The following is an 8,391-nucleotide window of genomic DNA, read 5'->3' as shown; positions in this document are numbered from 1 at the left end:
ACTGTTACGACAACGCTCCGATGGAAAGCTTCTGGGGAACGCTGAAAAATGAGAGCCTGAGCCACTATCGTTTTAATAACCGGGATGAAGCCATCTCAGTAATACGGGAATACATTGAGATTTTCTACAATCGTCAGCGTCGTCACTCTCGTCTGGGGAATATCTCCCCGGCAGCCTTCAGGGAAAAATATCATCAGATGGCTGCTTAAAAAAAGAACAAATGGTAGTGTCCGCTATTGCCAGTACACCTCAACTGGAGGGCAGCAGCGGTAAAGCGTTGCGCCAGTGTATTGCGGCGGTCAGGCGTGGCGGCATTGTTAGCGTACCGGGCGTCTACGCTGGATTTATTCACGGTTTCCTGTTTGGTGACGCCTTTGATAAAGGGTTGACGTTTAAAATGGGACAGACCCACGTTCACGCATGGCTGGGAGAATTATTACCGTTAATTGAGAAAGGATTACTGAAACCAGAAGAAATTGTTACCCACTATATGCCGTTTGAAGAGGCCGCCCGGGGATATGAGATTTTCGAAAAACGTGAAGAGGAGTGCCGTAAGGTGATTCTGGTACCCGGTGCACAAAGCGCAGAGGCGGCGCAGAAGGCAGTTTCAGGTCTGGTGAATGCGATGCCGGGGGGAACAATATGATCGTCAGGAGTGGTTTTCGAGGTAAAGGACAGCCATGACGATAATCGCCGCCATAATCAGAAATCCTATCAGGATGTAAAATGCTTCTGCCATGGTTATTCCCACAAACGAAACGGAATAATTTTGCAGCAAAAGTGAACAGTGAGAACCAGGAAAAATTGCTGATTTTGCGTAAAGAGGATGCGAGTGCATCCTCTGGGCAAAGCGAGTTATCGCTTGTGCAGATGGGATTAAAGCAGGTAGTCGCCAGCAGCTTCTGGCTGGTATTCGAGTTCCAGCACTTCAAGGTGGGTTGCAACGCCGCCCGGAAGTTCCCAGTGAATGGAATCGCCAACGCGCAGCCCCAGCAGTGCGGCACCTACCGGAGCCATAACGGAAAGCTGAGTATTGCTATCGGTCATTTTTGCCGGATACACCAGCGTGCGCACACGCACTTCGCCATCGCTAAGATTGCGGAATTTAACCCGGCTGTTCATTGTCACCACGTCGTGTGGCATCTCTTCTGGCGAACACATTTGGGCGCGATCCAACTCTGCGTTTAACGAGTCGGCGATTGGCAAACCAGCATAGGCGGGGTGCTCCAGCAGAATATCGATGCGTTCGGCATCCAGGTCGTTAATGATGATAGTTGGTCTGGACATTTTTACTCCATGTCGTCGGTACTGCGAGTGTCGCAGATAAACATACCCAAAAGAAAACCCTCACCGTCAGGCGGCGAGGGTTTAACTCACATGATGATACTGACTGTTGCTCACTCTTTGAAGTGATTTGCGTCACATTCAGGGAATTCCTCAATGCAGCGCATTATGTATAATTCTTAATCGTCACGGTTTATGGAAGACGAATTAGCGTGTTTTGTAAATCAGATGATTAATAACCCACTTTATCAATCACAAAGGTTTTGCCACAGTTGCCTGGGTGTGGTTGTGGCAAGAATGAGTTTGCAGAAAGCGGAGCGTTGATGGCGTCAGCTTTGATCGAGATCTGAATTTCAGTCAAATACGCAGGGTTACCCTGGCACGTTAGCTTAACTGCTTTCACGTTCTCTTTTCCCCAGCTTTTGGCAAAGGCGGCGTCAAAGTCACGGCGGCTCACTGTTTTACCGTAATTATCCGCAAGGAATTTTCCGGCTTCGCTCTCTTTAATTTCTTGATTCAGGCGTACCATCGTACCGAAGTATGCGTCCGGATCAAAACCAAAGCAGGCACCGTGTTTGGCATATTCGTAGCGTTCTAGGCAGGAACGTCCGCCAGCTCCTGGCATGACTTCACTTAGTTTAGCGGCCGTTTCCAGTGATAACCCGGTTTCCGGCGATGAACACATCCGGCTGGCGTGCGCTTCTGGTAGATTCGGGATTGGGCGAGTAGCGCAACCGAAGCGCATCCAGCGGCGTTCATCAACACCACGGGCAGCAACCGATTTAGGCAATCCTGGCCACAGACCATGTACGGTCAGAAAATCAGCTTTGTTGGTCGTTTCGGTTTGCAGGCGACATTCATCTCGTTCGTTACGATTTCGATCGTGTTGACTCTGGCAAAATCCGGTTTGCCAGGAGAGGGCCAGGACATAGCGATCAAAATCGCCATACTGTTTTGCCTGCAACGGCGGGCTGGTTTATTTTCATTTTTCACCTGTTTCTCATGCGGGGGTCTTTTGACGAGCTGCCGCGTCCTGGCGGGAGTGCTCAAGCAGGTTCTGCAAATAATGCAGCGTGACTGCAGGGACCAGCGGCGCGATAGCCGTGAGATCGTTTTTCGCCAGCAGTTGACGTACCCGGGAAGCGGATATCGGCATCTCCTGGTAACGCAGCCGCTCAATTTCAACCAGTTCGATGGGCGGTGCGGAGATAGTCGGCGTTTTCAGCCAGTAGCGCATATCCTGGTTGTACTGGGCGGTAACGCGACAAAAGGGTTCAGTACCGACAAAGCGGTGAGTTACACCCAGTGCGGGAGCGAGGTACTGACGGAAAATCTTCAGATCAATTTCGGTGTAACAATGGTTAATGACGCTCTGTTCTTTAATGAAGTAGCAAGGGAACGTAGCGCGGGAGATGATGTATTCGGAGCCGCGATGCACAGTCAGGCGTGGAATATCGGCGGTGCCTTTTAACACCAGATCCAGCCGGTCTTCATAGGGGAAGCGTGAAGAATCTTCTTTGACTAAAAACAGATGCAACCAGTCGCACTGTGCCGCAGCTTGTTGAATCAGATAACGGTGACCATTCGTAAAGGGATTGGCGTTCATCACAATGCAGCCAATCTTGTTCCCTGGATGACGAAATTTTTTCAGCGATTCGGCATAGCGTTTCAGTCGTGTGGCGCTGTTTTCCATCAGCACCATCACGCCGGGTACGCTGGTCAGCGTGGAAAAACCGCACTGGCGGAACAGCGCCTCGTATTCGGTTTTGGTATAAATAAACAGATGCATGCTGTGCCGCTCATAGGCGAGGTTTATCAGTTCAGTGGCTAATGTCAGCGCCAGTCCTTCACCGCGAACGGATTCACTGATAGCAACGCATTTAATAATATTTCCGGCAATTCCACCGCACGCGATAAGCTTTTCATCGCGGGTTACGGTAATAAATACTTCGACTGTGGTGTCAACGCTCAAATCATTTTCATGCAGGAATTGGGCGATTTCCGCCATTTTTTTATTTTCTGAACGTTTTACGCGGGTGAAAATATCATTGCCGAACATAATAAATAGTATCCTGAAGGTGCATGTTGTTATCGATTTGCAACGAATGTTGTTCAATGTTGCAAACTGATAACCTTTTATTTTCACTTGGGAGAAAGGGGGGTGATCGAGGTATATCTTTTTCTCCTTTCGCTATACATCCTAAGGAGTATTTCGGCGTGAAATTTTGATTTATTTCACATAGAGTTAGTGGTTTTTTATTTATTTATTTATTTAATGGTTTAAGTTTTTTAATTAATGTAATTACGAAATGACCTGCAGGTTTAAGTGATTTAATTGATTTAATGAATAAAATTTGCCACGATCATAATTAATATCTATGTATTTTGATTCAACATTTTAATTACATCTGTCAAAGAGGCTCGGGACAACCCGCAAGGAAAACAATGTTGCAGCTTAACGAGAATAAACAGTTTGCATTTTTCCAAAGACTGGCATTTCCGCTGCGTATCTTTTTGCTGATTCTGGTGTTCTCAATATTTGTCATTGCAGCCTTGGCGCAATATTTTACGGCCAGTTTTGAGGACTATTTAACGCTTCATGTACGCGACATGGCAATGAATCAGGCGAAAATTATTGCCTCCAATGACAGTGTCATCTCTGCGGTGAAAACGCGTGACTACAAACGGATGGCGACCATCGCTAACAAATTACAAAGAGATACCGATTTTGATTATGTGGTGATTGGCGACCGGCACTCGATCCGCCTTTACCATCCTAATCCGGAGAAAATTGGTTATCCTATGCAGTTCACCAAACAGGGCGCGCTGGAGAAAGGGGAGAGCTACTTCATTACCGGGAAAGGGTCAATGGGGATGGCGATGCGCGCCAAAACGCCAATCTTTGATGACGATGGAAAAGTCATCGGCGTGGTGTCGATTGGCTACCTGGTGAGTAAAATCGATAGCTGGCGGGCTGAGTTTTTATTACCGATGGCAGGTGTGTTTGTCGTGCTGTTAGGGATTCTGATGTTGCTGTCGTGGTTCCTGGCCGCGCATATCCGTCGGCAGATGATGGGCATGGAGCCAAAGCAAATCGCACGCGTGGTCCGTCAGCAAGAGGCGCTGTTTAGTTCGGTTTATGAAGGGCTGATTGCGGTGGATCCGCACGGTTACATTACCGCCATCAATCGTAACGCAAGAAAGATGCTGGGGCTGAGTTCCCCCGGACGGCAATGGTTGGGTAAACCCATTGCTGAAGTGGTCAGGCCCGCCGATTTCTTTACCGAACAGATTGATGAAAAACGTCAGGATGTGGTGGCTAACTTTAACGGTCTGAGCGTTATTGCCAATCGGGAAGCTATTCGTTCAGGTGATGATTTGCTGGGGGCCATTATCAGCTTTCGCAGTAAAGACGAAATTTCCACCCTCAATGCGCAACTGACGCAAATAAAACAATACGTTGAGAGCCTTCGTACATTGCGACACGAGCATCTCAATTGGATGTCGACGCTCAATGGTCTGTTGCAGATGAAAGAGTATGATCGCGTGCTGGCGATGGTGCAGGGGGAGTCTCAGGCCCAGCAACAGCTTATTGACAGCCTGCGCGAGGCGTTTGCCGATCGCCAGGTGGCGGGGCTGCTTTTTGGTAAAGTGCAGCGCGCCCGGGAACTGGGGCTAAAAATGATCATTGTCCCCGGTAGCCAGCTTTCGCAACTGCCGCTAGGACTGGATAGCACCGAGTTTGCAGCCATTGTGGGCAATTTACTTGATAACGCCTTCGAAGCCAGCCTGCGTAGCGATGAAGGCGATGATGTGGTGATTGAAGTCGCCGATCAGGGCTGCGGCGTTCCAGAGTCTCTACGAGACAAAATATTTGAGCAGGGGGTCAGTACGCGTGCTGACGAGCCCGGTGAACATGGCATTGGGTTGTACTTGATTGCCAGCTACGTAACGCGCTGCGGTGGTGTTATCACTCTCGAAGATAATGATCCCTGCGGTACCTTATTTTCAATCTATATTCCGAAAGTGAAACCTAATGACAGCTCCATTAACCCTATTGATCGTTGAGGACAAAACGCCGCTGGCAGAGATGCATGCGGAATATATTCGTCACATTCCCGGATTCAGTCAGATATTACTGGCGGGAAACCTGGCGCAGGCCCGAATGATGATCGAGCGTTTTAAGCCGGGGCTAATCTTGCTCGATAACTATCTTCCTGACGGCAGAGGGATTAATTTATTGCATGAACTGGTGCAGGCGCATTATCCCGGCGACGTGGTGTTTACCACTGCAGCCAGCGATATGGAAACGGTGTCTGAAGCCGTACGTTGTGGTGTATTTGATTATCTCATTAAGCCCATTGCCTATGAACGGCTGGGGCAAACGCTAACCCGTTTCCGCCAGCGTAAACATATGCTGGAAAGTATTGATAGCGCCAGCCAGAAGCAAATTGATGAGATGTTTAATGCCTATGCTCGCGGTGAACCTAAAGACGAACTGCCGACCGGCATTGATCCCTTGACGCTAAACGCGGTGCGAAAACTGTTTAAAGAGCCTGGTGTGCAACATACGGCAGAAACGGTGGCGCAGGCACTGACCATCAGCCGCACCACTGCCAGACGTTATCTTGAATATTGCGCCAGCCGCCATCTGATTATTGCTGAAATTGTTCACGGCAAAGTTGGCAGACCACAACGCATATACCACAGTGGGTGACATGATAAAGCCGGAGGAAACTTGCCTCCGGCATTACTATTTACTTGCCTGTGACCGCTGCTGCCGTTCCTGGCACCATCAGCTCTGTAGCAACGATAACAATCACCAAACCAACAAGCACCGGTACCGAGGTGCGTTTTACGACTTCAAACGGCGAGATCTTCGCCATCCCGGCAACCGCAACGACTACGCCAGAAACGGGCGAAAGGGTACGGCCAAGGTTTGACGCCTGCAGCATCGGGATAGTCAAATACGCCGGGTTAATGCCGGAAGAGTGCGCCAGTTTCGGGATCATCTCAACAAACGCATAAAACGGCGCATTGCCTGAACCGGTCGTGACTGCCGCCAGTATTGTCAGAATCACCAATACCAGCATCAGGATGATACTCGCCGAACCAAACGAGGTAGCGATAGAAATCAGACTTTGAATAAAGCCGATGGTGCTAAGCCCCTGAGCGAATACCCCAGCGGCAACCAGCAGCATCACCACGTTAGCAAACGCATCTGCCATCCCGCGATAAGCCACTTCCAGACCAGAGAAAACTTTCTGGGTATTAAAGCTGCGGAGGAACTCCAGAATGGAGGCAATCAGCATACAAATCACCAGAATAGTGATGATGTGTAATTGCGGACCCCATTTACCGTCAAAAATCAGTACACCGATGATCGGCGTGAACGGCAAAATGGCATAAAACGCAGGAGCAGTGGTGGTGATTTCACTGACATCTAACATTTCATGAGAGATGTGCTCTTTTTTATCCAGATAACGTTGCCAGAAGAAGTGGGCGATCGCCATGCCGATAATTGCAGCAATTGAGATAGGCAGCGTCGTTTTGAAGGCGAAGTCAATCAGCGACATTTCGGAAGCTTGCGCCGCCAGCACCACATCCCCTGAAGTCGGTGCGAGAATAATCGCCGCCGGGGAGGCACAAATGGCAGCAGCTGCGCCACGACTGATACCAACGTTTACCATCACCGGAAATAGGGTTGCCATCAGCAAAACACCCAGACCGGTTGCGGAAGAGACGGCCAGAGACATCAGACAGGCGACAAAATAGGCGGCAATCATCAGCAGGTAAGGGGAGTTAATATACTGCAATGGTTTTGACGCCAGCTTGACCACCATATCATTCGCGCCGATATGGGTCATGTAAGCGGCAAATCCACACAGCATCATAATCATCATGCCGAGGTCGCCGCCGCGGCTCATTAGTAATATTTTAACGTATTCAACGATATCCGTGGCGCTGTAGCCTGTTGAAGCCTGGCTGGACGGTAACACTTTGTGCCCCATAATGGCACTGATAATCAGCAATAACAGGCCACCGACAAATAACACACCAGTGGCGGAATACCCTTTAATGATGTAGCGAGCTACACCCACAATAACCACAACCCCAATAAGGAGTTCAATGAATGTCAGCATAATTTTTCCTGTCTCCAGGCCCCAAAGTAAATAATAAAAAATTCCTAAAGATTAAGGAAAAAATATGCCCAATAAATTGGCGATGAATGCTGATTAAAATCAAGAAAAACTGCCATTAAGACATTGAAGTTGCTGTTTTTATACATAGATAACAAAACGCATATTTAGCGGTTGGCAATTATCACATAATAATGTGTGCAAATTGATGGTGGATTGATGCAAATTTGTTAATTGCAATGGTGTTAGCTGCGGCTGTGCGCTCAAAAAATAATCTAACATGAGCATAGGTTGACGATATATATTATATACTTCGTTAAGATGATTGTTGTATCTCGTTAAAAAATAAAATAATTTTTCCTTGATTGCATTTTGTCATCAAAAAAGACTTGGTTTTTCTTTTTTGACTATTCCCATCGCAGAAAACGACGCATCATCTTTAATCGATGCGCGGAAATATTTAACTTGAACAAGCGGAAATAAATAGAGCAGCTATTCAGATTATTCTTTATGTTGGGTCTATTAAGGTTATGTTAATTGTAGCTTTGCTATGCTAGTAGTAGATTTTTGATAAATGTTTTATGGTCACAAATGAACGTGAGTAAATATGTCGGGTAATGACTCCAACTTATTGATAGTGTTTTATGTTCAGATAATGCCCGATGACTTTGTCATGCAGCTCCACCGATTTTGAGAACGACAGCGACTTCCGTCCCAGCCGTGCCAGGTGCTGCCTCAGATTCAGGTTATGCCGCTCAATTCGCTGCGTATATCGCTTGCTGATTACGTGCAGCTTTCCCTTCAGGCGGGATTCATACAGTGGCCAGCCATCCGTCATCCATATCACCACGTCAAAGGGTGACAGCAAGCTCATAAGACGCCCCAGCGTCGCCATAGTGCGTTCACCGAATACGTGCGCAACAACCGTCTTCCGGAGCCTGTCATACGCGTAAAACAGCCAGCGCTG

General features: G+C 48.1%; 7 protein-coding genes and 3 pseudogenes. 4 read left to right on the top strand and 6 right to left on the bottom strand.

Features of this window, described 5'->3' with window-relative positions; all coding sequences use genetic code 11:
* A partial coding sequence (locus tag BGK49_RS05400) for an IS3 family transposase (RefSeq protein WP_001073957.1) occupies positions 1 to 209 on the top strand: 209 nt, incomplete at its 5' end.
* A 41-nt stretch (positions 210 to 250) separates the two neighbouring features.
* Positions 251 to 646 (top strand): annotated as a pseudogene (locus tag BGK49_RS05395) (S-(hydroxymethyl)glutathione dehydrogenase); the annotation flags it as partial.
* Between the two features lie 3 nt (positions 647 to 649).
* On the opposite strand, the gene BGK49_RS31595 reads toward BGK49_RS05395, so the two are convergent.
* From BGK49_RS31595 to citC, 4 genes and pseudogenes are all read right to left on the bottom strand, one after another.
* On the bottom strand, positions 650 to 700 hold the full coding sequence (locus BGK49_RS31595; protein ID WP_349809465.1) for a hypothetical protein: 51 nt from the start codon (positions 698 to 700) through the stop codon (positions 650 to 652).
* Between the two features lie 176 nt (positions 701 to 876).
* Positions 877 to 1,287 carry a nucleoside diphosphate kinase regulator gene (gene rnk / locus BGK49_RS05385; protein WP_000089724.1) on the bottom strand — a complete coding sequence of 137 codons (411 nt, stop codon included), beginning with the start codon at positions 1,285 to 1,287 and terminating at the stop codon, positions 877 to 879.
* 229 nt (positions 1,288 to 1,516) lie between these two features.
* Positions 1,517 to 2,248 (bottom strand): annotated as a pseudogene (gene rna / locus BGK49_RS05380) (ribonuclease I); the annotation flags it as partial.
* Between the two features lie 36 nt (positions 2,249 to 2,284).
* On the bottom strand, positions 2,285 to 3,343 hold the full coding sequence (gene citC, locus BGK49_RS05375; protein ID WP_000467683.1) for a [citrate (pro-3S)-lyase] ligase: 1,059 nt from the start codon (positions 3,341 to 3,343) through the stop codon (positions 2,285 to 2,287).
* Between the two features lie 386 nt (positions 3,344 to 3,729).
* Here citC and dpiB point away from each other — a divergent pair, with 386 nt between their 5' ends.
* Positions 3,730 to 5,352: a sensor histidine kinase DpiB gene (gene dpiB / locus BGK49_RS05370; protein WP_046891691.1), complete on the top strand. Its 1,623-nt coding sequence runs from the start codon at positions 3,730 to 3,732 to the stop codon at positions 5,350 to 5,352.
* Positions 5,321 to 6,001, top strand: coding sequence for a two-component response regulator DpiA (gene dpiA / locus BGK49_RS05365; protein WP_000126512.1), 681 nt, complete (start codon positions 5,321 to 5,323; stop codon positions 5,999 to 6,001). The genes dpiB and dpiA overlap by 32 nt, the downstream gene beginning before the upstream one ends.
* 40 nt (positions 6,002 to 6,041) lie before the next feature.
* On the opposite strand, the gene dcuC is transcribed toward dpiA, so the two are convergent.
* Complete coding sequence (gene dcuC, locus BGK49_RS05360; RefSeq protein ID WP_000955060.1) at positions 6,042 to 7,427, bottom strand: anaerobic C4-dicarboxylate transporter DcuC; 1,386 nt, start codon at positions 7,425 to 7,427, stop codon at positions 6,042 to 6,044.
* Between the two features lie 625 nt (positions 7,428 to 8,052).
* Positions 8,053 to 8,391 (bottom strand): annotated as a pseudogene (locus BGK49_RS05355) (IS1-like element IS1B family transposase); the annotation flags it as partial.

Origin of the sequence: Shigella sp. FC1544 (genome assembly GCF_001722145.1) — a bacterium.
Taxonomy (GTDB): Bacteria; Pseudomonadota; Gammaproteobacteria; order Enterobacterales; family Enterobacteriaceae; genus Escherichia; species Escherichia coli.
The sequence above is the reverse complement of the archived record's forward strand: the minus strand, read 5'-3'. Positions and strand labels throughout refer to the sequence as shown.

Bases quoted from the DNA above. Each gene is read 5' to 3' on its own strand.
- dpiB (WP_046891691.1), top strand. From the start codon at position 3,730: ATGTTGCAGCTTAACGAGAATAAACAGTTTGCATTTTTCCAAAGACTG.
- citC (WP_000467683.1), bottom strand. From the start codon at position 3,343: ATGTTCGGCAATGATATTTTCACCCGCGTAAAACGTTCAGAAAATAAA.
- rnk (WP_000089724.1), bottom strand. From the start codon at position 1,287: ATGTCCAGACCAACTATCATCATTAACGACCTGGATGCCGAACGCATC.
- dcuC (WP_000955060.1), bottom strand. From the start codon at position 7,427: ATGCTGACATTCATTGAACTCCTTATTGGGGTTGTGGTTATTGTGGGT.
- dpiA (WP_000126512.1), top strand. From the start codon at position 5,321: ATGACAGCTCCATTAACCCTATTGATCGTTGAGGACAAAACGCCGCTG.